Source organism: Kitasatospora sp. NPDC090308 (assembly GCF_044769485.1).
In the GTDB taxonomy this organism is placed as follows: Bacteria; Actinomycetota; Actinomycetes; order Streptomycetales; family Streptomycetaceae; genus Kitasatospora; species Kitasatospora fiedleri.
In genome coordinates this window covers 685,466-708,967 of the sequence record NZ_JBIVXY010000002.1, presented here as the reverse complement: position 1 = coordinate 708,967, position 23,502 = coordinate 685,466, and the positions used below count along the sequence as shown (strand labels likewise).

Genomic DNA, 23,502 nt, shown 5'->3' with positions numbered 1-23,502 from the left:
CAGCTGCTGCTCTGACGGGCCGTCATGGCCGCCGCTAGGGGGTGCTGGTGGGTGTCGCCGTGGCGGTGGGCGTGGTGGTCGCGCTACCGGTCGGCGTGGGCGGCGTCGGGTCGGTGGTCGTGGGCGTGTTCGTCGGCTTCGCCGTGTCGGTGGGCTTGGGGGTCGTGGTGGTCGGCGGTGGCGTCGTACCCGGATTGGTCGTGGTGCCCGGCTTGCTCGTGGCGCTCGGGGTGCTGCCGGGCCGGTGGGTGGCCGACGGGCTGGTGGTGGCCGGGCCGCTGGTGGAGGGGGACGGGCTCTCGCTCGGGCTGCCCGGGTCCGTCGCGGACGGGCTCTCGCTGCCGGAGGGCGCGGGCGCGGGGGAGCTGCTGGGGCGGGGGGAGGTGGTGGGGTCGAGCGGGGGCAGGTCGTCCGCGGAGTTGCCGGTGCGGTCGCCGCCGGGGTGGTCGTCCCCGCCGGCGGCGACGCCGATCGCGGTGCCGAGGACGCCGAGCGCCATCACGGCGGCGCCGGCCAGCAGGACGGTCTTGCGGGCGCCGCGCGGGGCCCGCTTGCGGAGTCGGCCGGGCACCACCTGGGCGATCGCCCGGATGGCGCGGCGGCGGCGGGCGGGTTCGCTGTCGGGGCCGGCGGTGAGTGCGGCGGTCTCCTCCAGCCGGATCAGGTCGAGCATCCGGCGGGCCGCGGCCCCGCCGCGCTGTTCGCCCGCGGCGGCGCGCAGCGCGATCGCCGCCTCCAGTTCGGCGGCGGCCCGCTGCGGGCTGCCCGCGCAGAGCGCGTACACGCCCAACTCGTGGTGGAACCAGCCCTGTTCGGCGGGTGCGCCGAGCATCCTGGCGGCTTCCAGGCCGAGTTGCAGGGCGCGTTCCCAGGCGCCCCAGCGCAGCGACAGGGCGAGCGCGGGGGCGGCGGCCCGGGCCAGCCGGAGCACCTCGGCGGGGCGGTCGGCGTCCCGTTCGGCGAGCAGCACGGCGAGGATCACCTCGGCCTCGGCGGCGACCTGCCGGGTGGAGACCGAGGCGTGGCCGACCCACCAGGCGAGGTGTTCGGCGGCGCCGTGCGCGATCCCGCCGGGGGCGAACGGCGCGGGCAGGCCGTTGCCGTCGTCCTCGACCTCGGGCAGCAGCGCGTCGAGCACGCCCTCGGTGAGGCGGTGGTGGCCGCCGACGGAGACCGCCAGTCCGGTTTCGACGAGTTCCTGCAGGGCGCTCTCGCCGAGGCCGACGTCGACCAGGGCGGGCAGGTGCGGCGCGGTCGGGCACTCCCCGCCGAGGGCGAGCGCGAGGCGCAGCACCAGCCGGGCCGACTCGCTCAGCCCCTGGACCAGGCGGCGGGCCGGGGCGGCGCTCTCCCCCACCGAGGGCAGCGGCACCTGGCGGCGCAGCTCGCGTTCCAACTCGGCCGGGTCGCGGGGCAGTTCGTACTCCTGGACGGAGCCGAACACGCTCCGCCGGTCCTCCTGCGCGGCGATCAGCGCGTCCACCGTGACGTCGCGCTGGCGCAGCAGCGCGGCCGCCCGGACGAAGCGCAGCGGCAGGCCCTCGGACTCGAACCAGAGGTCCACCGCCCAGGCGCGTTCGGCCTCGTCCAGCGGGCGTCCGGCCAGGCGGGCGGCGAGGGTCAGGCAGGCGGGGCGGGACAGGCCGGCCACCAGGTGGTCGCGCAGCCGGGAGCCGGGGGGCGCGGGCGGGGTGTCGGGGAGGGTGGCCAGCAGGAACGCGCACTCGGGGGCGAGGGCGAGCAGTTCCTCCAGTTCCTCGCCGGACGGCTCGACGTCGTCGATCACCACCACCGCGGCGACGCCGGCCAGCAGTTCGGCCAGCTGTTCGCGGTCCGGGCGGAAGTCGGGGGCCTGGTGGGTGGCGGCGAACAGGTCCTGGAGCAGGTCGGCGGTGGTGCGCCGGTAGCCGCTCAGCCGCACCACGCCGTCCGGGGCGAGTTCCCCGGCCGCCTCGGCGACGGCCGCGAGCAGCGCGGAGCGGCCCGAGCCGGCCTGGCCGAGCAGTTGCACCGAACGTCCGGCCCGGAGCTGTTCCAGCAGGGCGGCGATGTCGGCGTCGCGGTCCAGCAGCCGCAGGTCGCCGGGGCCGGCGCCCAGGGCGAGCGGGCCGACGGCCGGGCTGGGGCCGAGTTCCGGCCGGGCCTGCACGAGGCCGCGGATCCGGCGGGGCTGCGGCATCCACTCGTCCGGGCAGTGCCTGGCCTCGGAGCCCTCCGGGCCGCCGACCACCACCAGCCGTTCACCGCTGACCAGTTCCCCGCTCCGCGGGCGCACCCCGTCCCCCCGGAACTCCCCGCTCGGCTGACCCACGTCGCTGCTCCCCGCCACTCGGACACCTGAGCGGAGACTTTCCCACATGGACACGACGGGTCACCACACAGGGGTGGTTCCGGCGCCGAGCCGTCCGCACACGAACCCGGCCGTGCGCCGCCCGCCTCCCGACCGTCCCGCGGCCGTCGCCCGCGGGCCGGCCGGGAGCGCGCTAGCCGAGCGCGGGAAGCGTCGTCCCGCAGGGGTCCTGCACCGCTCCCTCGACCGCCAGGATGCGGTGCAGCCGGGTCGCCACCAGCAGGCGCTGCAACTGGACCGGCACTTCCCGGAGCACCAGCCGACGCCCGACCCGGCCGGCCCGGCGGTGGGTGCCCATGATGACGCCGAGCCCGGTGGCGTCCCAGAACTCCAGGCGTCCGAGGTCGAGGACCAGGTCTCCCTCGCCGCCGTCGACGGCGGCGTGCAGCAGTGCCCTGGCGTCGGCGGCGCTGCGCACGTCGAGCCGCCCTTCGATGGCCAGTCCGGTGTGGTCGCCGGTGATGCGCATGCTGTCCTCCTCCTCGGCCGTCCGCCGGGCGTCCGCTCCACGGTGCCGCCCGCACCTCGGGGAACGTCCGTGCTCCACGGGGCCGTGTCCGCGCACCGGCCCCTTCTGAATCTGACGGTGAACCAGTTCCGCAGGTTGCTGTCACCCGCCGGACTGCCCCTCAACTTCACCCGTCCGAGGGAATATACGCAGGAACACCTCACACCTACGCTCGATTGCCGCCCAAATCACCCGTCTGCGGGCGGACCGTGAGCAAACTCACCCAGCCGCCCAGAACGTCCCGCACCCGGGCAGTACGGACCGACCGCGGGAGCGGCAGCGCTCTCGCCGGACTCTAGTGGGAGCGCGCCCGCCGTGGTGCGTTCCGGCAGTGTGATCTGCGCCGGGACGGGTGTGATCTGTGCCCCTCGCGCCCCGCCCCGGCCGCGTCCCGCCCTCACTGCTCCCCCGGGCCGGGCACCCCCAGCTCCCGGGCGAGGATCGCCGCCTGCACCCGGCTGCGCAGGCCGAGCTTGGCCAGGATCCGGCTGACGTGCGTCTTGGTGGTGGCCTCGGCGGTGTGCAGCCGGGCGGCGATCTCGGCGTTGGACAGGCCCGCCCCGAGGCAGCCCAGCACCTCCCGCTCCCGGGGCGTCAGCTCCGCCGGCTCCGCAGCGCCCGCCGGAGCCGCCGGGCCGGGCCCGCCCGGCCGGGCGAGGGAGGCGATCAGCCGCCGGGTGACGGACGGCGCGAGCATCCCGTCGCCGCGGGCCACCGCCCGGACGCCGTCGACCAGCGCCTCGGCCTCCAGGTCCTTGAGCAGGAACCCGGCGGCGCCGGCCCGCAGCGCGCCCCACAGGTACTCGTCCAGGTCGAAGGTGGTGAGCACCAGCACCTGCCCGGCCCCGGCGGCGACCACCCGCCGGGTCGCCGCGACGCCGTCCAGCCGGGGCATCCGGACGTCCATCAGCACCACGTCGGGCCGCAGTTCCAGGGCCAGCCGGACGGCCTGCTCGCCGTCGGCGGCCTCGCCGACCACCTCCAGGTCGTCCTCCGCGCGCAGGATCATCACCAGCGCCGCCCGCACCGCCGCCTGGTCCTCGGCCACCAGCACCCGGATCACGCCCGCTCCCCGCCCGCCGTCCGCGGCAGCACCGCCCGCACCGCCCACCGCTCCCCCTCCGGCCCGGCGGCGAACCGGCCGCCGAGCAGCTGGGCCCGCTCGCCCATGCCGACCAGCCCGGCCCTCGCCCCGGGCACCGGCCGGCCCGCCCCGGCCCGGTACGCGGACTCCACCGAGATCGCCAACTCCCGCTCCCCGTACCGGATCTCCAGCCGCACCGGGCCGGGCGCGGCGTGCTTGACCGCGTTGGTCAGCGACTCCTGGACGATCCGGTACGCGGCGAGCTCCAGCGGCGCGGACAGCTCGCCGCGCTCGCCCAGCTCCCGCGCCTCGAACCGCAGCCCGGCCGCCCGCCCGGCCGCCCGGGCCTGCTCCAGCAGCACGTCCACCGCGGCCAACCGCGGTGCCACGGACGGCTCTTCGGGCCCGCTCCCGCGCAGCAGGCCGATCATCCGGCGCATCTCGGCCAGCCCCTGGACGCTGTTCTCCCGGATCACCGCCAGCGCCTGCACCAGCGGCTCGTCCGGCTCGCGCCGCTGACGGCGCGCCACCGCCTGCGCGCCGGTGGCGTGGATGGCGATCGCCGACAGGTGGTTGGCGATCACGTCGTGCAGCTCGCGGGCCATCCGGGCGCGCTCCGCGGCCACCGCGCCGCGCCGGTCCAACTCGGCCAGCAGCGCGGTCTGTTCGGCCCGCAGCCACGCGGCCTCGGCACGGTCCCGGTGGCGGCGCAGCAGGTCGGCCGTCCAGACCGGGGCCAGGAAGACCAGCCCGCAGAACACCGCGACCAGCAGCGCCCCGGGCACCGACCCGTACCGCCAGGTCAACCCGGAGAGCACCAACGTGGCGGCGGCACCGGTCAGTTGCAGCACCTTGCTCATCCGGACCGGGCCGTACAGGGTCGCCGCGTACAGCAGGTCGGTGTACATCAGCAGGGTGGCCGTCAGCGAGCCCAGGTACACCCCGGCGCCGAACAGCGCGCCGCCCAGGCAGACCGTCCAGACCGGCCGCCGGCGGCGCACCGTCTCCAGCGCCGCCATCGCAGCCAGCGGCAGCGCCACCGCCCACACCGGCAGCCCGGGCCGGGCGTCGTAGGCGCCGAACGCGAGCAGCAGCAGGCCGCCGAGCAGCCCGGCGGCGGCGATGGCCAGGTCCTCCTGGCGGGCGGTGAGCCTCACGGGCACCATCCCAGCACTCCTTCCGACCCGCCGGAACGACCGGTCGGACGACCCGCCGTCCGACGAAAGTCGCACACCGGTGTCGACTGGCCGGACGATGACCGGGCGCCCGGGGCGCGGCAGGATCGAAGCATGGTTTCCCTGATCGTCGCCGGTGAGATCGGCTTCTGGGTGGTGCTGGCGGCCGGGCTGCTGGCCCGGTACGCGCTGCGCCTGCGCCGGACGGGCGCGGTGCTCCTGGCGCTGCTCCCGGTGGTCGACCTGGTGATCCTCGGCGCGACCGTCGCGGACCTGCGCGGCGGCGCCACCGCCGACTGGACGCACGGCCTGGCCGCCGCGTACGTCGGTTTCTCGCTCGCCTACGGCCGCCGCCTGGTCCGCTGGGCGGACGGGCACGCCGCGCACCGCCTGGCCGGCGGCCCGAAGCCCGCCGGGACGCCCCGGTACGGTGCGCCGCGGGCCCGCTACGAGTGGGGCGTGTGCGCGCTGACGCTGCTCGCCGCGGTGATCACGGTGGCGCTGGTCGCGGCCGTGCGGTGGCTGGTCGGCGACGACGCCCGCACCGCGGCGCTGGGCACCTGGTACCCGCGGATGGGCCTGGTGGTCGGCGTCAACCTGCTGATCGCGGCCAGTTACACGGTCTTCCCGAAGCGGGAGAAGTGACCCGCCGCCAGGCGGGTCAGCGGTTCTCGCCGGGTACCCAGAGCACGTCGCCGCGCTCCTTGTTGGCGGTGCGGGCCAGGATGAACAGCAGGTCGGACAGCCGGTTGAGGTACTTCGCGGTCAGCGGGTTGACGCCCTCGCCGTACGCCTCGATCGCCGCCCAGGTCGACCGCTCGGCCCGCCGCACCACGGTGCACGCCAGGTGCAGGTGGGCCGCGCCGGGCGTGCCGCCGGGGAGGATGAAGCTGCGCAGCTTCTCCAGCTCGGCGAGGAAGCGGTCGCAGTCGCCCTCCAGCCGGTCGACGTACGACTGCTCGACCCGCAGCGGCGGGTACTTCGGGTCCTCGACGACCGGGGTGGCCAGGTCCGCGCCGACGTCGAACAGGTCGTTCTGGACCCGGGTCAGCACCGTGACCAGTTCCTCGTCCAACTGCCCGGCGGCCAGCGCCACGCCGAGCGCCGCGTTGGCCTCGTTGGTGTCCGCGTACGCGATCAGCCGGGGGTCGGTCTTGGTGGTCCGGCTCATGTCGCCGAGCGCGGTCGTGCCGTCGTCCCCGGTCCGGGTGTAGATGCGCGTCAGGTTCACCATGCCCGCAGCCTAGCGCGCAGGTTCACGGCCGTTAACAGCGCCTCACCAGGCGACGTTGATCCGGCTCCCCACCAGCGGGCCTGTCGCTACGCGACGTTGACCCATCCCCCAGCCTTCGGCCGGGGGTGCCCCCACCAGCGGGCCCGTCGCTACGCGACGTTGACCCATCCCCCAGCCTTCGGCCGGGGGTGCCCCCACCAGCGGGTCCGTCGCTACGCGACGTTGACCCGCTGTCCGGGCGGCGCCGCCTCCAGCCAGGCCAGGAAGCCGGTCAGCGCGTCGTCGCTCATCGCCAGCTCCAGCGGGGCGCCCTTGTGCAGGCAGCGCAGCACCACCGAGCCCGAGAGCAGGGCGAGTTCCTCCTGGCCCTGCGGGTAGCGCCGGCCCAGCACCTCGATCTCGGTGCGCGGCAGCACCCGGCGCGGCCGGGGGGCGTAGGAGAAGACCCGGAACCACTCGATCGAGTCGCCGCTGTAGCGGCCGATACCAAAAACCCACCCCTTGCCGTCGGTCTGCGGGACCGGGGCGGAGGTGGGTTGGCCGTTCTCGTCGAGATCCGGCTGCGTGGAGGCGTCGGCCGGCATTTTCAACCGGTAGGAGCAGTCGAAGGTGCCGCCCACCCGCTGGATGAGGCGGCGGCGCACCGCGAAGCCGACCAGCCCGGCGATGGCCAGGACCACCACCACCGCGCACACCACAAGGGCGAGGACCATGCTCACCTACCTCCTCGCTGCTTCCCCGTGGCGGCCGACCCACGGCCGCTCATTCCTACCAACTGATACGACAGTCCCGGGGTCACGCTCCAGGCGTCCCCGGGACCGTCGCTGAGACCAGGCTCAGTGGTGCGCCTTCAACCCGCCGGCGGCGAGCAGGCGGACCTCGGCGCGGCGCTCGGCGTGCGAGTCGGCCTCGGTCTTGGCGTTCTCCAGCGCCCGCTCGGCCCGGGCGACGTCGATCTCGTCGGCCAGCTCGGCGATCTCGGCGAGGATCGACAGCTTGTTGTCGGCGAACGAGATGAAGCCGCCGTGCACCGCGGCCACGACAGTGCCCTGGTCGGCGGTGCGGATGGTGACCGGGCCGGTCTCCAGCACGCTCAGCACCGGGGTGTGGCCGGGCATGATGCCGGTGTCACCGGAGGCCGTACGGGCGACGACGATGGTGGCCGCACCGGACCACACCTTGCGGTCGGCTGCGACCAGCTCGACGTGCAGCTCAGCCAACGTGGGCTCCTTGGCTCTTGCCGGCCATCGGACGCCCGGGCGAACGGGCGGCGATCTCGGCAGTTTCGGTAAGAATAACGGTCACGCGCCCCCGGAACGAAACCAGGGGCCCGTAAATGACCGGGATCACAGCAGATCCAGCGGTGAGGGGTGGCCCCCGACGAGAGCCGGGGACCACCCCTCAACGGTTCGGTCTGCCGTGCAACCGGCCTGCGGTTACTTCTTCAGCAGCTCGGCGGCGTTGCGCTCGAGGTCGTCGATGCCACCGCACATGAAGAACGCCTGCTCCGGGACGTGGTCGTACTTGCCGTCCGCGATCGCGTTGAAGGCCTCGATGGTCTCCGACAGCGGCACGGTCGAACCGTCCACACCGGTGAACTGCTTCGCCACGTAGGTGTTCTGCGAGAGGAAGCGCTCGATGCGGCGGGCCCGCTGCACCGTGATCTTGTCCTCCTCGGACAGCTCGTCGATGCCGAGGATCGCGATGATGTCCTGGAGGTCCTTGTACTTCTGCAGGATCCCCTTGATGCGGACGGCCGTGTCGTAGTGGAGCTGCGTGATGTACCGCGGGTCGAGGATGCGGGACGTGGAGTCCAGCGGGTCGACGGCCGGGTAGATGCCCTTCTCCGAGATCGGGCGCGACAGCACGGTGGTCGCGTCCAGGTGGGCGAAGGTGGTGGCCGGCGCCGGGTCGGTCAGGTCGTCCGCGGGGACGTAGATCGCCTGCATCGAGGTGATCGAGTGACCGCGGGTCGAGGTGATGCGCTCCTGGAGGAGGCCCATCTCGTCGGCCAGGTTCGGCTGGTAGCCCACCGCGGAGGGCATGCGGCCGAGCAGGGTCGACACCTCGGAACCGGCCTGGGTGAACCGGAAGATGTTGTCGATGAAGAGGAGCACGTCCTGCTTCTCGACGTCGCGGAAGTACTCCGCCATGGTCAGCGCGGAGAGCGCGACCCGCAGTCGGGTGCCCGGCGGCTCGTCCATCTGGCCGAAGACCAGCGCGGTCTTGTCCAGGACGCCCGAGTCGACCATCTCGTCGATGAGGTCGTTGCCCTCACGGGTGCGCTCGCCGACACCGGCGAACACCGACACACCACCGAAGTTCTCGGCGACGCGGTAGATCATCTCCTGGATGAGCACGGTCTTGCCGACGCCGGCGCCACCGAACAGGCCGATCTTGCCACCGGTGACGTACGGGGTGAGCAGGTCGATGACCTTGATGCCGGTCTCGAACATCTCGGTCTTGGACTCGAGCTCGGAGAAGTTCGGGGCCTTGCGGTGGATCGGCCACTTGACCTCGACCTGGGCGTCGAACTCGGCCTTGTCGACGTTCAGCACCTCACCGAGGGCGTTGAACACCTTGCCCTTGGTGATCTGGCCGACCGGGACGGAGATCGCCGAACCGGTGTCGGTGACCTGCGAGCCGCGGACCAGGCCGTCGGTCGGCTGCATCGAGATGCCGCGGACCAGGCCGTCGCCGAGGTGCTGGGCGACCTCGAGGGTCAGGGTCTTCCTGCCCGTGCCGTCGGGGTTGTCCACCTCGACGTGCAGGGCGTTGAACATGTCGGGAATCGCGTCGACGGGGAACTCCACGTCGACGACCGGGCCGATGACCCGGGCGACGCGGCCCGTGGCCAGTCCGGCGCCCGTCGGCTCAACAGTGGTGGTCATACTCATTCGCTCCCGCGGCTAGCGTCGGCGAGGGCGTTGGCACCGCCGACGATCTCGCTGATTTCCTGGGTGATCTCGGCCTGTCGGGCCGAGTTGGCAAGCCGCGTGAGCGACTTGATGAGCTCGCCGGCGTTGTCCGTCGCGCTCTTCATCGCGCGGCGGCGGGCGGCGTGCTCGGAAGCGGCCGACTGCAGCAGCGCGTTGTAGATCCGGCTCTCGACGTACCGCGGCAGCAGCGCGTCGAGGACGCCCTCCGCCGACGGTTCGAAGTCGTAGAGCGGGAAGATCTGGTCCTTGGCCGGCGTCGCGTCGCTGAGCTCGACCTCGTCGAGCCGCAGCGGCAGCAGGCGCCGGTCGATGGCGTTCTGCGTCAGCATCGACACGAACTCGGTCGACACCAGGTGCAGCTCGTCCACGCCGCCGGTCTCCGCGGTGAAGGCCTCGATCAGGTCCGCCGCGACTGTCTTGGCGTCTCCGTAGGTCGGCTTGTCGGAGAAGCCGGTCCAGGAGTTCGCCACCGCCAGGTTGCGGAAGCCGTAGTAGCCCACGCCCTTGCGGCCGACGATGTACGTGACCACTTCCTTGCCCTCTTCGCGGAGGCGGGCGGCGAGCGCCAGCGACTGCTTGATGGCGTTGGTCGAGTAGCCGCCCGCCAGGCCGCGGTCCGCCGTGATCAGCAGGACGGCCGCGCGCTGCGCGTTCGGGTTCTCGGTGGTCAGCGGGTGCTTCGCGGTGGACCGGGTGGCCACCGCGGTCACCGCGCGGGTGAGCTCGTCGGCGTACGGAGTGGAGGCGGCCACCGCGCGCTGCGCCTTGACGATGCGCGACGCGGAGATCATCTCCATCGCCTTGGTGATCTTCTTCGTCGCGGTGACGGAGCGGATGCGGCGCTTGTAGACCCGAAGCTGTGCTCCCATTGGGTCGTTACGTCCTTTCCCTCGCTACCGGACTCAGGCCTGCTCGGAGAGCAGCTTGCCGTCAGCCGTGGTGAAGCCCTGCTTGAAGGACGTGATCGCGGCGGTCAGCGCGTCGATGGTGCCCTGCTCCAGCAGGCCGGTCTCGACGATGCCGGCCAGGATGCCCTTGTGCTCCAGGCGGACGTTGTCCAGGAACTCGCGCTCGAAGCGGCGGATCTCCGCCACCGGGACGTCGTCCAGCTGACCGGTGGTGCCGGCCCAGATGGAGACGACCTGCTCCTCGACCGGGAACGGCTGGTACTGGCCCTGCTTCAGCAGCTCGACCATGCGCGCACCGCGCTCCAGCTGGGCCTTGGAGGCCGCGTCCAGGTCGGAACCGAAGGCGGCGAACGCCTCCAGCTCACGGTACTGGGCGAGGTCCAGGCGCAGGCGGCCGGCGACCGAGCGCATCGCCTTGATCTGGGCGGAGCCACCGACGCGGGAGACCGAGATGCCGACGTTCACGGCCGGGCGGATGCCGGCGTTGAACAGGTCGGACTCCAGGAAGCACTGGCCGTCGGTGATCGAGATGACGTTGGTCGGGATGTACGCCGAGACGTCGTTGGCCTTGGTCTCGATGATCGGCAGACCGGTCATCGAGCCGCCGCCGAGGGCGTCGTTCAGCTTGGCGCAGCGCTCCAGCAGGCGGGAGTGCAGGTAGAAGACGTCACCCGGGTACGCCTCGCGGCCCGGCGGGCGGCGCAGCAGCAGGGAGACGGAGCGGTAGGCCTCGGCCTGCTTCGACAGGTCGTCGAAGACGATGAGGACGTGCTTGCCGTCGTACATCCACTCCTGGCCGATGGCCGAACCGGTGTACGGGGCGAGGTACTTGAAGCCGGCCGGGTCGGAGGCGGGAGCGGCCACGATGGTGGTGTACTCCAGCGCGCCGGCCTCCTCCAGGGCGCCGCGGACGGACGCGATGGTGGAGCCCTTCTGGCCCACGGCGACGTAGATGCAGCGGACCTGCTTCTCCGGGTCGCCCGAGCGCCAGTTGTCGCGCTGGTTGATGATCGTGTCGACGGCGACGGCGGTCTTGCCGGTCTGGCGGTCACCGATGATCAGCTGGCGCTGGCCGCGGCCGATCGGGGTCATCGCGTCGATCGCCTTGATGCCGGTCTGCAGCGGCTGCTTGACCGACTTGCGGGCCATGACGCCGGGGGCCTGCAGCTCCAGGGCGCGGCGGCCGGTGGCCGCGATCTCGCCCAGGCCGTCGATCGGGTTGCCCAGCGGGTCCACGACACGGCCGAGGTAGCCGTCGCCGACCGGGACGGAGAGGACCTCGCCGGTGCGCTGCACCGTCTGGCCCTCCTCGATGCCCGAGAACTCACCGAGGACGACGACACCGATCTCGCGGGTGTCGAGGTTCAGCGCGAGGCCGAGGGTGCCGTCCTCGAACTTCAGCAGCTCGTTGGCCATGACCGAGGGCAGGCCCTCGACCTTGGCGATACCGTCCATGGCCTCGGTGACCGTGCCGACCTCTTCACGCGAGGCCGCGTCCGGCTGGTACGACTGGACAAAGTCGGCCAGCGCGTCCCGGATCTCCTCCGGACGGATCGTAAGCTCCGCCATCAGGCTTCCCTGCTCTCCTAGTTTGCGATCCTCGGCCCGCCATTGAGGGCCGCAAGTGCTCGACTCTCGGCCGGGTCGGGTGAACCGGCCGTACGTTTTGCCGGCCCACCTGGTGTGGACCGACGCCCGACCGAGGGTCGGATAGTGCTGGTGCTCAGCCTTCGAGACCCTGGCGAGCGCCTTCCAGGCGGCTCGACACGGTGCCGTCGATGATCTCGTCGCCGATCTGCACCCGGACACCGCCCTGGACCGAGGGGTCCACGTCGATGTTCAGGTGGACCTGCCGCCCGTAGAGACCGGCCAGCGCGGCGGCGAGGCGGTCCTTCTGGCGGTCGGAGAGCGGGATCGCGGTGGTGACCAGGGCCACCACGCGGCCCCGCCGGGAGGCGGCGAGCTTGGAGTAGGTCTCCAGGCCACCTTCCAGGCTACGGCCCCGGGGGGCGGTGACCAGGCTGGTGACCAGGCGGACGGTGCCCGCGTTGGCGCGGCCGCCGAGGAGCCTGCGCACCAGCGCGGCCTTGGCGGCGGCGTCGGCCTTCGGCTCGGTCAGCGCGGCGCGCAGCTCGTGCGAGCCCGCCACCACCCGGCCGAACCGGAACAGCTCGTCCTCGACGTCGTCCAGCGCGCCCGACCTGTCGGCGGCGATGACCTCGGCGTACGCGGCGAGCTGCTCGACCGCGTCGACCAGGTCGCGCGGGCCGGACCAGCGCGAGCGGACCAGGCCGGAGACCAGGTCGACGCTCTCGCCGGAGACCTGGCCGTTCAGCAGCGAGGCGGCCAGCTGGGCCTTGTCCTGACCGGACCGGGACGGATCGGTCAGCACCCGGCGCAGCGAGACCTCGCGGTCCAGCAGCGCGGTGACGGCGGCGAGTTCCCCGGCGAGCTTGGCCGCGTCCACCGAAGTGTTGTCGGTCAGGCTCTCCAGGTTCTCGCGGCCGGCGGCGAGTGCCTCACGGCTCGCGCCGATCACTTGGACGCACCCTGGGCAGCGGTGGCCTTGGACTCCAGCTCGTCCAGGAAGCGGTCGATGACACCGCTCTGGCGGGCGTGGTCCTCCAGGGACTCGCCGACGATGCGGGAGGCCAGCTGGGAGGCCAGCGAGCCGACGTCCTGGCGCAGGACCGCGGTGGCCTGCTTCTTGTCGGCCTCGATCTGGGCGTGGCCGGCGGCGACGATGGCCTCGCGCTGGCGCTGGCCCTCCTCGCGCATCTCGTTGATCAGGGCGGCGCCCTGCTCACGGGCGTGCTCGGTGATCCGCGCGGCCTCGTGGCGCGCCTCGGCGAGCTCGGCGCGGTACTGCTCCAGCAGGGCCTGGGCCTCGGCCTGAGCGGTCTCCGCGCGCTTCATGCCGCCTTCGATGGCGTCGCGGCGCTCTCCCAGCACCTTCTCGATGCTGGGGAGGAGCTTCTTGCCGAGGATGCCGAAGACGATGAAGAAGCAGAGCAGGCCGATGATGACCTCGGGCCACGCGGGGAGAAGAGGGTTCATCTTCTCTTCTGCCGCGAGGAGAACCTCGGGGGCCATATCAGAACCTTTCGTCGGAATTGGCTACCGGAACGTCCGGCTCACTGGCCGTAGACGAACGGCATGACGATGCCGATCAGGGCGAGGGCCTCGGTCAGCGCGAAGCCGATGAACATGTTCGAGCGGATCAGGCCGGCAGCCTCGGGCTGACGGGCCATCGCCTGCACGCCGTTACCGAAGATCAGACCGACACCGATGCCGGGGCCGATCGCGGCGAGGCCGTAGCCGATGGAAGCGACGGAACCGGAAACCTCAGCGAGAGCGGACATCTCAGCTAATCCTTTGCGGGGATGGGATACCGGTGGGTGTTGGCCACCGGGAGTTCGGGGCGCGGCCGGGGCCGCGGGGCTCAGTGCGCCTCTTCCAGGGCACCGGCGATGTAGCTGCTGGCGAGCATCACGAAGATGTACGCCTGCAGGAACTGCACCAGCAGCTCGAAGGCGGTCAGACCCACGGCCACCACGAAGGACACCGAGCCGTACAGGGCGCCGATGCTGGGGCTGAGCAGGTACCAGGAGGCCACCGAGAAGACGACGATCAGCAGGTGACCGGCGAACATGTTGGCGAAGGCTCGGACCGCGAGGGTGAAGGGGCGCACGAAGATGTTCGAGAAGAACTCGATCGGCACCAGGATGAACATGACCCAGCCCGGGATGCCCGACGGCCAGCAGAGGTTCTTCATGCCGCCGACGAAGCCGTGCTTCTTGAAGGTCAGCGCCATGTAGGTGATCCACACGATCACCGCGAGCCCGACCGGGAACGCGATGCGCGACATCACCGGGAACTGGGCGAACGGGACGATGGACATGATGTTCATGATCCACACGAAGAAGAACATCGAGACCAGCATCGGGACGTACTTCTCGCCCTTCTTGCCGATCGTCTCCAGCACGATGCTCCGCTTGACGAAGTCGTACCCGATCTCGCCGACCAGCTGGAGCTTGCCCGGGAGCAGCTTCGGCTTGGCGAACGCGGCCCAGAAGAAGCCGACCACCAGCAGCGCACAGATGATCGACAGCAGCATCGGCTTGGTGAAGTCGACGCTCCCGACCGAGAAGATCGGCTTGAACTCGAACTCGTTCAGGCCGGGGGCGGGAAAGCCGCAGCCGGAGTTCAGGTGGCAACCGGCCTCGGAGGCGAGCTGGACGTCAGCACCCACCACAGACTCCTTCGTTCTGACGCATGGTTACGGCAACCTCGGTGTGTCGGCGTGGCCGTCGGCCACGGTGCGGCACTGGGACTAGTTGGATTTCTCGCTGACCCGGCGCGGCGCATATCCCCACCGCGGGATCTTCGAAAGCTTCGTGGAGCCGGGGGGCGATCCGTCCGATTCTCGGAGGGACCTGGCCGCTTCCCGTACTCCGCCGTCGGGACGGACGATAGCAGCCCGTCAGGAGGGCATAAACACCGCCCCCCTCGTGAGGGGGACGGTATGCCCCGCTCACGATTGACGCCCGGATTTCGGCTTGCCGTCGGGTTCCACGTAGAAGGTCTTGGCCTTCAGCCAGCCCCGCACCTGGAAGCCCATCCAGACGATCACCAGGCCGAGCAGCGAGAGGCCGAAGACCTTGTGGTCGAAGAAGGTGAGGTGCTTGGCCACCGCGAGCAGGACGCCGACCACCAGGATCTGAGTGGTGTAGACCAGCATCGCGACCGGCATCAGCATCTGCGGGTTGTTCCGGCCCAGCCGGTCGAGCGCGATCTGGCCGGCGCCGAAGAACAGGATCACGACCACCGTCGCGAGCAGGGCACCGAGCAGACCCTTCCCCTGGGCGACGGCGAAGGCGATCGCCATGGCGACCACTCCGGCGACCGCAGTGGGGATTGCGGCGCCACGGAGGATCCGGGCGTCGTGGGACGGCATGTCGGCAACTCCGGCGGCATGTCGGAAACGGGGGGCAGAGACACGGGGGGTGCGCGGAACGCGCCGCGGACAGCCGCCTGGACGGCGCGTCCGTCGAGGGAGACCGACCAGGGACGGAAGTCCTCCACCTGTCAGGTCTTTCGGCGTGTTCTCGGTACTCGTGAACGGTATCACAAACTATTTGATGAGAGCTTTACCATGAAGGTGTGGTACCTGTCACACCAAGGGCGGACAAGTGCCTCCGAACGGGTGCCGCCGGACGGCCCAACGGGAACTGACCCTCCGTCAGGAGCGCCGCTCGCCGCGCTGCCCGGCCGCCGTGGCGCCCGTCCCGAGCCGTCCCAGCAGGGCCTTGTCCTCGGCCGACAGCTCGGCCATCGCGGCCGGCTCGGCGTTCTCGGCGCTCTCGGCGCTCTGCGCGCGCTCCGCCGACGCGACCGACTCCGCGGACCCCGCCGACGCGACCGGCGCGACCGACGCGACCGGCTCCACCGCCTGCGCCCGGCCCGGCTCGCCGTCCCGGTAGCGGGGCGGCACGAAGGACTGGACGGCCCTGGGCGCGCGCGGCTTGAACCGCGGCATCAGCAGCACCGCGAGGCCGACCAGGCACAGGCCCGCCATGGTGAGCACCACCGCGCGGCCGGTGTTGGTGATCGACACCGCGACGGTGCCGAAGGCGATCAGCGCGGCCCAGAAGTACATGATCAGCACGGCCCGGCTGTGCGAGTGCCCGACCTCCAGCAGCCGGTGGTGCAGGTGCTGCTTGTCCGCCGCGAACGGCGACTTGCCCGCCCAGGTGCGGCGCACCACGGCCAGCAGCAGGTCGGCCAGCGGCAGCGCGATCACGGTCAGCGGCAGCAGCAGCGGGATGTAGATCGGCACCAGGGCGTGCACGGCGGTGGTCTGCGAACCGACCTGCTCGGTGATCAGGTCGGGGTCGACCCGGCCGGTGATCGAGATCGCCGCGACGGCCAGCATCAGGCCGAGCATCATCGAGCCGGAGTCGCCCATGAAGATCCGCGCCGGGTGCAGGTTGTGCGGCAGGAAGCCCAGGCACATGCCGATCAGCACCGCGGTGAACAGCGCGGCGGGCGCGGCGTCGTTGATCCCGTAGCCGAGCCAGAGCCGGTACGAGTAGAGGAAGAAGGCCATCGCGGCGATGCAGACCATGCCGGCGGCCAGGCCGTCCAGGCCGTCGATGAAGTTGACCGCGTTGACCATCACGACCACCAGCACGACCGAGATCAGCATGCCCTGGGTCGGGGTGACCGGGACCGAGCCGTAGCCGGGCACCGGGATGGCGATCACCGTGATGCCCTGCCAGACCATCACGCCGGCGGCGATCATCTGCCCGCCGAGCTTCACCAGCGCGTCCACGCCCCACTTGTCGTCCAGGACGCCCAGCACGAACATGATCCCGGCCCCGGAGAGCAGCGCCTTGATGTCCGCGCTCTGCACGAACAGCCGCCCGAGGTTGGTCAGTTGGGACGCCGCCAGCAGGCCGGCCAGCAGGCCGCCGAACATCGCGATGCCGCCGAGCCGCGGCGTGGGCTCGCGGTGCACGTCGCGCGCCCGGACGGCGGGCATCGCGCCGGCCGCGATCGCGAACTTGCGGACCGGGCTGACCAGCAGGTAGGTCACCGCCGCCGAGACGAACATGACCAGCAGATACTCACGCACCACTGGCCTCCAGGGTCGCGCTCGGACGGACGAGTACGCAGGGTACTCCCGCGCTGGTTCGGGATTCGAGGTGCGTCGCCACGGACCACACCTTATTGACTCCGACGCCCGGGCCCCGCATCGCGGTTCTCCCCGACGGCCCCGAACCCTCCGCCGGGCGGCTCAGCGCCGCCCGGCGAAGGCCCGGGCCAGCTCCCGCACCCGGCCGCGCACCGGCTCCGGGCCGTCCCCGGCGAGCACCCGGCCGAGCAGGGCGCCGACCTCGCCGAGCTCCTCCTCGCCCATCCCCTGGGCCGCGCAGGTGCCGGTGCCCAGCCGGATGCCGGAGGTCTCGGTCGGCGGCGCCGGGTCGTACGGGACGGCGCACCGGCCGAGCAGCAACCCGGCCGCGGCGCAGCGGCGTTCGGCCTCCACGCCGGTCAGGCCGAGGGCCCGGACCGAGGCGGTCACCAGGTGGGTGTCGGTGCCGCCGGTGAGCGGCTGGGCCCCGGCCGCGGCCAGCGCGGCGGCCAGCGCCCGGGCGCCGGAGACCGCCCGCCGGACGTAGCCGGTGTGGGCGGGGGTGGCGGCCTGGGCCAGCGCGACCGCCTTGGCGGCCACCTCGTGCATCGCCGCCCCGCCCTGGGTGAACGGGAAGACCGCGCGGTCGATCCGGTCCGCCAGCTCGGCGGTGCACAGCAGCAGCCCGCCGCGCGGGCCGCGCAGCAGCTTGTGGGTGGTGGCGACGGTGACGTCCGCGTAGGGCACCGGGGAGGGGGCGGCGCCGGCCGCGACCAGGCCGGCGGTCTGTCCGGCGGCGGCGATCAGGTAGGCGTCCACCTCGTCGGCGATCTCCCGGAAGGCGGCCCAGTCGACGTGCCGCGGGTAGGAGATGCCGCCGGCCACGATCGCCTTCGGGCGGTGCTCGCGGGCCAGGGCGCGGACCTGGTCGAGGTCGATCCGGCCGTCCTGCTCGCGCACCCCGTAGCCGTGGAAGCGGAACCAGCGGCCGGAGAAGTTGGCCCGCGAGCCGGCGCTGAGGTGGCCGCCGTGCTCCAGCGACATGGCGAGCACCGCGTCGCCCGGCCGCAGCAGCGCGGCGTAGGCCGCCAGCATCGCCGAAGTCCCGGAGCGGGGCTGGACGTTGGCGTGCGGGGCGGCGAACAGTTCGCGGGCCCGGTCGATCGCCAGCAGTTCCACGGTGTCGGCGGGCGCGCAGCCGGTGTGGTGCCGGCGGCCCGGGTAGCCCTCGGCGTACTTGTCGGCCAGCGGGCCGGACAGCGCGGCCAGGACGGCGGGGGTGGCCAGGTTCTCCCCGGCGAGCAGTTGCAGCGAGTCCGCCCGGCGCTCGGCCTCGGCGGTGAGCAGGTCGGCGATCAGCGGGTCGGCGGTGCGCAGGGCCTCCGCGGCCTCCCAGTGGACGGATGGGGCGTCGGCGACCGTCATGGTGCGGCTCCAGGCTGCGGTGCGGGCAGGTCCTTCCAGCGTAGGTCGGCCCCCACCGCCCGGCCCGCCCGAACGCGCGGGCTTGCGCCTTTCCGGTTGCCGCCATCGCCTGCGCACGCAGTCTTCACAAATCCCCCACGGAAACTTTAGTGGAGGGCGCTCAACTCAGCGGGCCACGCCCGTCAGGGCGGTCACCACCGGGTCCAGCGCGTCGAATATCTCCTCGCCGCAGTTGCGGAACATCCCGATCGGTGCCCCGTAAGGGTCCCTCAGCTCGTCGAACTCGGGTGCGGAGGCCAGCAGCCAGCCGCGCAGGGCGGCGGCCGAGCGGACCAGCGCGCGGGCGCGCTCGGTCAGCCGCGCGCCGTCCCGGGGGTCCGGCAGGGTGCGCGGGTCGACCCTTTGCACCAGACGGGTGAACTCCTTGATGGTGAAGGTGCGCAGTCCCGCCGCGTGGCCCATCGAGATGACCTGCGCCCGGTGGTCCAGGGTCGCGGTCAGCACCAGGTCGGCGTCGATCACGTGCTCGTCCAGCAGCTCCCGCCCGGCGAAGTCCGCGCTGTCCGCGCCGTACTCGCCGAGCACCGTCGCCGCGTGCGCCTCCATCGGGGCGCCCTCGTGGCCCCAGGTGCCGGCGCTCTCCACCACGATCCGGCGGCCGACCCGCACCCCGAGCCGGGAGTCCAGCTCCAGCCGGGCGAGCCGCTCGGCGATCGGCGAGCGGCAGACGTTCCCGGTGCAGACGAACAGGATGCGGAAGGTGTCCAGCGGGAGCGGCCCGGGCTCCGCGAAGGGGGCCCGGGTGCTCCGCGCTCCGTACAGGGGGGCGGCGGCGGTCAACTGCCGGCCTCCACGTCCGGAACGACCTCCCTCAGCTGCTCGACGCCGATCGCGCCCGCCCGCAGCACCACCGGCACCTTGCCGGTGACGTCGACGATGGTCGAGGGCGTGCCGTAGTCCGCCGTCCCGCCGTCCAGGTAGATCGACACCGCGTCGCCGAGCTGCGCCTCGGCCTCGTCGCAGGTGGACGGGGACGGGCCGCCGGTCTTGTTGCCGGAGGAGACCGCGAGCGGGCCGGTGGCGTTCAGCAGCTCCAGCGCGACCGGGTGCAGCGGCATCCGGACCGCGACGGTGCCCCGGGTCTCGCCCAGGTCCCAGCGCAGCGAGGGCTGGTGCCGGGCCACCAGGGTCAGGCCGCCGGGCCAGAAGGCGTCCACCAGTTCCCAGGCCTGCTCGGAGAAGTCGGTGACCAGCCCGTGCAGCGTGGTCGGCGAGCCGACCAGCACCGGCGAGGGCATGTTCCGGCCCCGGCCCTTGGCGTCCAGCAGGGCGGCGACCGCCTCCGGCGAGAAGGCGTCCGCGGCGATCCCGTACACCGTGTCGGTCGGCACCACCACCAACTCCCCGCGGCGGATCGCCGTGGCGGCCTCACGCAGCCCGCTCGCGCGGTCCTGGGCGTCGGAGCAGTCGTATCGGCGGCTCATCGGAGCAATCCCCTTCCGGTGGTGTCAGTGGTACTTACAGCGAAGCGCGACGGGCTGTGGTGCTGTGCCCGGTGTTCACAACGACGCCCTCCGGGCCGTGGTGAAGCGCGGCCGGTTGTTGAGGTCCCGGTGGTCGGCGGCGTCCGTCCAGCCGCCCTCCTCGCGGAAGATCCACGGGACCTGCCCGCCCTGGGTGTCCGCGTGCTCGATCACCACCGCGCCGCCGGGGCGCAGCAGCCGGGCGGCGACGCGTTCGATGCCGCGGATGGTGTCCAGGCCGTCCTCGCCGGAGAACAGCGACAGCTGCGGGTCGTGGTCGCGGGCCTCGGGGGCCACGTACTCCCACTCGGTGAGCGGGATGTACGGCGGGTTGCTGATCACCAGGTCGAACCGGCCGTCCCAGCCGCGGTCGTCGGCGAAGGCCAGGGTGGCGTCGCCCTGGTGCAGGTGGACCCGGGCGCGGTCGGGGCTGGCCTCGACGTTGCGGCGGGTGTAGGCGAGGGCGCCCTCGTCGAGTTCGAAGGCGTGCACGGTGGAGCGGGGCAGTTCCTGGGCCAGGGCCAGCGCGATCGCCCCGGAGCCGGTGCACAGGTCGACCACCAGCGGCTCGGCCACGTCCATCGCGCGGACCGCGTCTATCGCCCACTCGACCACCGACTCGGTCTCCGGCCGAGGGACGAACACCCCGGGGCCGACCTCCAGTTCGAGGTAGCGGAAGAACGCCCGTCCGGTGATGTGCTGGAGCGGCTCGCGCTGCTCGCGGCGGGAGACCGCCTCCCAGTACCGGGCGTCGAAGTCCCCGTCCGGCACGGTGTGCAGCTGGCTGCGCTTCACGCCGTGGGTGTGCGCCGCGAGTTCCTCCGCGTCGAAGCGCGGCGAGGGCACGCCGGCCGCGGCCAGGCGCTGGGTGGCCTGGGCCACCTCGGCGAGCAGCAGGTTCATACCCTCGGGCCCCTTAGCCTCGGCTCAGTTCTCCTGCGCGGCGGCCAGCTTGGCCGCGGCGTCGGCGTCCACGCAGGACTGGATCACCGCGTTGAGTTCGCCGTCCAGCACCTGGTCCAGGTTGTACGACTTGAACCCGGTGCGGTGGTCGGAGATGCGGTTCTCCGGGAAGTTGTACGTCCGGATCCGCTCGGAGCGGTCCACGGTGCGCACCTGGCTGCGGCGGGCGTCGGACGCCTCCCGCTCGGCCTCCTCCTGCGCGGCGGCCAGCAGCCGCGACCGCAGGATGCGCATCGCCTGCTCCTTGTTCTGCAGCTGGCTCTTCTCGTTCTGGCAGGACGCCACGATACCGGTCGGCAGGTGGGTGATCCGGACCGCGGAGTCGGTGGTGTTCACCGACTGCCCGCCGGGGCCGGAGGAGCGGTAGACGTCGATCCGCAGGTCGTTGGCGTGGATCTCCACCTCGACCTCCTCGGCCTCCGGGGTGACCAGCACGCCCGCGGCGGAGGTGTGGATCCGGCCCTGCGACTCGGTCGCGGGCACCCGCTGCACCCGGTGCACGCCGCCCTCGTACTTCAGCTGCGCCCAGACGCCGTGGCCCGGCTCCGGGTTGCCCTTGGTCTTGACCGCCACCGAGACGTCCTTGTAGCCGCCGAGGTCGGACTCGTTGGCGTCGATGATCTCGGTCTTCCAGCCCAGCCGCTCGGCGTAGCGCAGGTACATCCGGAGCAGGTCGCCGGCGAACAGCGCGGACTCCTCGCCGCCCTCGCCCGCCTTGACCTCCAGGATGACGTCCTTGTCGTCGTTGGGGTCGCGCGGCACCAGCAGCAGCCGCAGCTCCTCGGTCAGCTCCTCCTGGCGGGCCTCGGAGCTCTTCGCCTCGGCGATGAAGTCCGGGTCCTCCACGGCGAGCTCGCGCGCGGCGGCGATGTCCTCGCCGGCCTGCTTCCAGGCCAGGTACGTCCGGGTGATCGGGGTCAGCTCGGCGTACCGCTTGGCCAGCTTGCGGGCGTTCGCCTGGTCGGCGTGCACCGACGGGTCGGCCAGCCTCTTCTCGAGGTCGGCGTGCTCGACGAGGAGCTCTTCGACTGCCTCGAACATCGGTCTGTCCTACTTCCGTGAGTGTGCCGCAGCGGGGGTGGCGGGGGGAGCGAGAGGGGGGAGACGCGAACGGCGCCGGTCCGGAAGCCCCCGTGCACGAGCACGGGGACGTCCGAGACCGGCGCCGTGGAAGCGCTAGGCCTTGCCGCCGGAGAGCTTCTTGCCGAAGCGCGCCTCGAAGCGGGCCACGCGGCCACCGGTGTCCAGAATCTTCTGCTTGCCGGTGTAGAACGGGTGGCAGTTCGAGCAGACCTCGGCGCGGATCTCGCCGCTGGTCTCGGTCGAACGAGTGGTGAACTCGTTGCCGCAGGTGCAGGTCACCTTGGTGAGCACGTACTCCGGGTGAACGTTGGACTTCAAGGGATTCTCCTAGCTGATCGGGAGGGCACCGGGTCGGCGGACTGGGCAGCCGCTCGTGAACCGGGACCGACGGACCAGTGTGCCAGCACTGCCCGCTTCTTCCCAAACCGGGAGGCGGAGCCCGCTATTCCGCCCCCTCGAAGGCATCGGCGAGGGCGTCCGCGGAGGGCTCGGCCGAGGCACCGGCGGCGGCGCCGGCGGAGGCTCCCGCCCCGGCGCTCGCCGGGGCGGACGGGTCGGCCTGCGCCGGGTTGGCCGGCTGCTGCTGGAGCACCTGCGGCGGCACCGCCCGGTCGGCCCGCAGCGCCGCCCACAGCTGCTGGGCCTCCGGGTTGCTCGGGACCACCCGGTTGGGGTCGCTGACCGAGTACGCCACCGGCAGGGTGACCATGGTGAGCTGGTCCGGCCCGATCTTCTTGACGGTCTGCGCCATGCCGACCAGCGAGTTGACCGAGGCCAGGTCGGAGTCGGTGGTCAGCGAGCTGGTCAGCTTGTCGCCGAGCTGCCACATCGCCACCGGGTTGGAGCCCAGGCCGAGCGCGCCGACCTGCCCGAGCATCGCCCGGACCATCTCCTTCTGGAGCTCGATCCGGCCCAGGTCGCTGCCGTCGCCGACGCCGTGCCTGGTCCGGACGAAGGCCAGTGCCTGCTGCCCGCCCAGGTGGTGGGTGCCGGCGTCCAGGCGCAGGCCGCTGTCCTTGTCGTCGATCGGCACCGTGGTGGTGACGTCCACCCCGCCGATCGCGTCGATCAGCGCGGCGAAGCCGGTGAAGTCCACCTCGACGAAGTGGTCCATCCGCATCCCGGTGAGCTGCTCGGCGGTCCTCACCGCGCAGGCCGGGCCGCCGACCTCGTACGCGGAGTTGAACATCGCGCTGCGGGCCGCGGCGACCTGCTTGCCGTCGTCGCCGGTGCAGGCCGGGCGGGGCACCAGGGTGTCGCGGGGTATCGAGACCACCGAGGCGGCGGTGTGCGCCTGGTTGACGTGCACCACCATCGCGGTGTCCGAACGGGCGGTGTCGCCGGTGTCGCCGCCCGCCAGGCTCCCGTTGGTGCCGGAGCGCGAGTCGGAGCCCAGCACCAGGACGTTGAACGCCCCGCCGGTGGAGGCGGGCGGCCGGGCGGTGCCCAGCTGCCCGGAGATGTCGACGCCGTGGATGTTCCGGTTCAGCTTCCAGTAGGCGATCCCGCCCAGTCCGGCCCCGACCAGGACGAGGCCGGCCAGCGCGAACAGCGCGATCCGCAGCCCGCGGCGGCGCGGGGTGCGGTGCTTGGTGTGCTCGGCCATATCGCCTCATTTCGCCCACAGTGCGACCTATCGAGCATAAGTGACGGACCGGTACGGTGATCGGTTT

24 protein-coding genes are annotated in these 23,502 nt (G+C 72.4%); 1 reads left to right on the top strand and 23 read right to left on the bottom strand.

Annotated elements, in window-relative coordinates:
• Positions 1-34: 34 nt before the first annotated feature.
• The 4 genes from ACIQVD_RS07165 to ACIQVD_RS07150 form a co-directional block, all read right to left on the bottom strand.
• Positions 35-2,311, bottom strand: a complete 2,277-nt coding sequence (locus ACIQVD_RS07165; RefSeq protein ID WP_400681771.1) for an ATP-binding protein — start codon at positions 2,309-2,311, stop codon at positions 35-37.
• Positions 2,312-2,483: 172 nt separating this feature from the next.
• Entirely contained in the window at positions 2,484-2,819 is a 336-nt protein-coding gene (locus ACIQVD_RS07160) for an STAS domain-containing protein (RefSeq protein WP_100836334.1), read from the bottom strand.
• A gap of 436 nt (positions 2,820-3,255) precedes the next feature.
• A complete protein-coding gene (locus ACIQVD_RS07155; RefSeq protein WP_402286572.1) occupies positions 3,256-3,921 on the bottom strand; it encodes a response regulator in 666 nt (221 codons plus the stop codon).
• The gene (locus ACIQVD_RS07150) at positions 3,918-5,108 is read right to left on the bottom strand and encodes a sensor histidine kinase (protein WP_402286569.1); all 1,191 of its coding nucleotides are present in this window, start codon (positions 5,106-5,108) and stop codon (positions 3,918-3,920) included. Before ACIQVD_RS07150 ends, ACIQVD_RS07155 begins: the two co-directional genes overlap by 4 nt.
• A 123-nt stretch (positions 5,109-5,231) precedes the next feature.
• On the opposite strand from ACIQVD_RS07150, the gene ACIQVD_RS07145 reads away from it, so the two are divergent.
• The gene (locus ACIQVD_RS07145) at positions 5,232-5,762 is read left to right on the top strand and encodes a hypothetical protein (RefSeq protein WP_402286566.1); all 531 of its coding nucleotides are present in this window, start codon (positions 5,232-5,234) and stop codon (positions 5,760-5,762) included.
• 16 nt (positions 5,763-5,778) lie between these two features.
• On the opposite strand, the gene ACIQVD_RS07140 is transcribed toward ACIQVD_RS07145, so the two are convergent.
• The 19 genes from ACIQVD_RS07140 to ACIQVD_RS07050 form a co-directional block, all read right to left on the bottom strand.
• Positions 5,779-6,351 (bottom strand): cob(I)yrinic acid a,c-diamide adenosyltransferase, encoded by a 573-nt coding sequence (locus tag ACIQVD_RS07140; RefSeq protein ID WP_100836337.1) that lies wholly within the window; start codon positions 6,349-6,351, stop codon positions 5,779-5,781.
• 212 nt (positions 6,352-6,563) lie between these two features.
• Positions 6,564-7,064, bottom strand: a complete 501-nt coding sequence (locus ACIQVD_RS07135; protein ID WP_199528111.1) for a DUF2550 domain-containing protein — start codon at positions 7,062-7,064, stop codon at positions 6,564-6,566.
• 123 nt (positions 7,065-7,187) lie between these two features.
• The gene (locus tag ACIQVD_RS07130) at positions 7,188-7,571 is read right to left on the bottom strand and encodes a F0F1 ATP synthase subunit epsilon (RefSeq protein WP_100836339.1); all 384 of its coding nucleotides are present in this window, start codon (positions 7,569-7,571) and stop codon (positions 7,188-7,190) included.
• 216 nt (positions 7,572-7,787) lie between these two features.
• Positions 7,788-9,242, bottom strand: a complete 1,455-nt coding sequence (gene atpD / locus ACIQVD_RS07125; protein ID WP_111554259.1) for a F0F1 ATP synthase subunit beta — start codon at positions 9,240-9,242, stop codon at positions 7,788-7,790.
• A 2-nt stretch (positions 9,243-9,244) separates the two neighbouring features.
• Positions 9,245-10,159, bottom strand: coding sequence for a F0F1 ATP synthase subunit gamma (locus ACIQVD_RS07120; RefSeq protein WP_111554258.1), 915 nt, complete (start codon positions 10,157-10,159; stop codon positions 9,245-9,247).
• A 33-nt stretch (positions 10,160-10,192) separates the two neighbouring features.
• The gene (atpA, locus tag ACIQVD_RS07115) at positions 10,193-11,767 is read right to left on the bottom strand and encodes a F0F1 ATP synthase subunit alpha (RefSeq protein WP_033252986.1); all 1,575 of its coding nucleotides are present in this window, start codon (positions 11,765-11,767) and stop codon (positions 10,193-10,195) included.
• A gap of 154 nt (positions 11,768-11,921) precedes the next feature.
• Positions 11,922-12,737 (bottom strand): F0F1 ATP synthase subunit delta, encoded by an 816-nt coding sequence (locus ACIQVD_RS07110; RefSeq protein WP_402286561.1) that lies wholly within the window; start codon positions 12,735-12,737, stop codon positions 11,922-11,924.
• The gene (locus tag ACIQVD_RS07105) at positions 12,734-13,291 is read right to left on the bottom strand and encodes a F0F1 ATP synthase subunit B (protein ID WP_100836344.1); all 558 of its coding nucleotides are present in this window, start codon (positions 13,289-13,291) and stop codon (positions 12,734-12,736) included. The genes ACIQVD_RS07110 and ACIQVD_RS07105 overlap by 4 nt, the downstream gene beginning before the upstream one ends.
• A 41-nt stretch (positions 13,292-13,332) precedes the next feature.
• Positions 13,333-13,560 (bottom strand): ATP synthase F0 subunit C, encoded by a 228-nt coding sequence (gene atpE / locus ACIQVD_RS07100; protein ID WP_014138091.1) that lies wholly within the window; start codon positions 13,558-13,560, stop codon positions 13,333-13,335.
• Between the two features lie 80 nt (positions 13,561-13,640).
• Positions 13,641-14,453: a F0F1 ATP synthase subunit A gene (atpB, locus tag ACIQVD_RS07095; protein ID WP_402286557.1), complete on the bottom strand. Its 813-nt coding sequence runs from the start codon at positions 14,451-14,453 to the stop codon at positions 13,641-13,643.
• Positions 14,454-14,732: 279 nt separating this feature from the next.
• The gene (locus ACIQVD_RS07090; RefSeq protein ID WP_282202552.1) at positions 14,733-15,086 is read right to left on the bottom strand and encodes a hypothetical protein; all 354 of its coding nucleotides are present in this window, start codon (positions 15,084-15,086) and stop codon (positions 14,733-14,735) included.
• Between the two features lie 354 nt (positions 15,087-15,440).
• The gene (locus ACIQVD_RS07085; protein WP_402286554.1) at positions 15,441-16,835 is read right to left on the bottom strand and encodes an MraY family glycosyltransferase; all 1,395 of its coding nucleotides are present in this window, start codon (positions 16,833-16,835) and stop codon (positions 15,441-15,443) included.
• Between the two features lie 162 nt (positions 16,836-16,997).
• Positions 16,998-18,260, bottom strand: coding sequence for a serine hydroxymethyltransferase (gene glyA, locus ACIQVD_RS07080; protein ID WP_400681785.1), 1,263 nt, complete (start codon positions 18,258-18,260; stop codon positions 16,998-17,000).
• 165 nt (positions 18,261-18,425) lie between these two features.
• Positions 18,426-19,082 carry a protein-tyrosine-phosphatase gene (locus ACIQVD_RS07075; protein ID WP_400682643.1) on the bottom strand — a complete coding sequence of 219 codons (657 nt, stop codon included), beginning with the start codon at positions 19,080-19,082 and terminating at the stop codon, positions 18,426-18,428.
• 14 nt (positions 19,083-19,096) lie between these two features.
• A complete protein-coding gene (locus tag ACIQVD_RS07070) occupies positions 19,097-19,744 on the bottom strand; it encodes an L-threonylcarbamoyladenylate synthase (protein WP_100836350.1) in 648 nt (215 codons plus the stop codon).
• Between the two features lie 75 nt (positions 19,745-19,819).
• Positions 19,820-20,686 carry a peptide chain release factor N(5)-glutamine methyltransferase gene (gene prmC / locus ACIQVD_RS07065; RefSeq protein WP_111554252.1) on the bottom strand — a complete coding sequence of 289 codons (867 nt, stop codon included), beginning with the start codon at positions 20,684-20,686 and terminating at the stop codon, positions 19,820-19,822.
• Positions 20,687-20,710: 24 nt separating this feature from the next.
• Positions 20,711-21,787 (bottom strand): peptide chain release factor 1, encoded by a 1,077-nt coding sequence (gene prfA, locus ACIQVD_RS07060; protein ID WP_400681789.1) that lies wholly within the window; start codon positions 21,785-21,787, stop codon positions 20,711-20,713.
• A 135-nt stretch (positions 21,788-21,922) separates the two neighbouring features.
• The gene (gene rpmE / locus ACIQVD_RS07055) at positions 21,923-22,147 is read right to left on the bottom strand and encodes a 50S ribosomal protein L31 (RefSeq protein WP_033214688.1); all 225 of its coding nucleotides are present in this window, start codon (positions 22,145-22,147) and stop codon (positions 21,923-21,925) included.
• Between the two features lie 124 nt (positions 22,148-22,271).
• Positions 22,272-23,435, bottom strand: a complete 1,164-nt coding sequence (locus ACIQVD_RS07050) for an LCP family protein (RefSeq protein WP_402286549.1) — start codon at positions 23,433-23,435, stop codon at positions 22,272-22,274.
• Positions 23,436-23,502 lie beyond the last annotated feature (67 nt).